Origin of the sequence: Halomonas elongata (assembly GCF_029081005.1) — a bacterium.
Classification (GTDB): domain Bacteria; phylum Pseudomonadota; class Gammaproteobacteria; order Pseudomonadales; family Halomonadaceae; genus Halomonas; species Halomonas elongata_B.
This window is the reverse complement of sequence record NZ_JAJQTQ010000137.1, coordinates 1-369: the sequence shown is the minus strand read 5'-3', so window position 1 is coordinate 369 and position 369 is coordinate 1. Positions and strand designations below refer to the sequence as shown.

General features: G+C 55.3%; 1 protein-coding gene. It reads left to right on the top strand.

Annotated features, from left to right (window positions below):
• A partial coding sequence (locus LU493_RS19795; protein WP_275289509.1) for a beta-galactosidase occupies window positions 1-369 on the top strand: 369 nt, incomplete at both ends.

Below are 369 nucleotides of genomic sequence, written 5' to 3'. Positions count from 1 at the left end.
CACAACCACTGTATGTCGTCACCGGTCTATCGCGAGAAAACCCTGCAAATCAATACCCTGCTGGCAGAACGTTATTCCTCACACCCGGCGGTGCTGGGCTGGCATATTTCCAACGAATATGGCGGTGAATGCCATTGCGATCTCTGCCAGAACCGTTTTCGCGACTGGCTGAAGGCGCGTTACCAGACCCTGGAGAACCTCAACCAGGCCTGGTGGAGCACCTTCTGGAGTCATACCTATACCGACTGGTCGCAGATTGAATCGCCTGCGCCGCAGGGCGAGATGTCGATCCACGGTCTTAATCTTGACTGGCATCGCTTTAACACCGCTCAGGTGACCGATTTCTGCCGCCATGAAATTGCTCCGCTG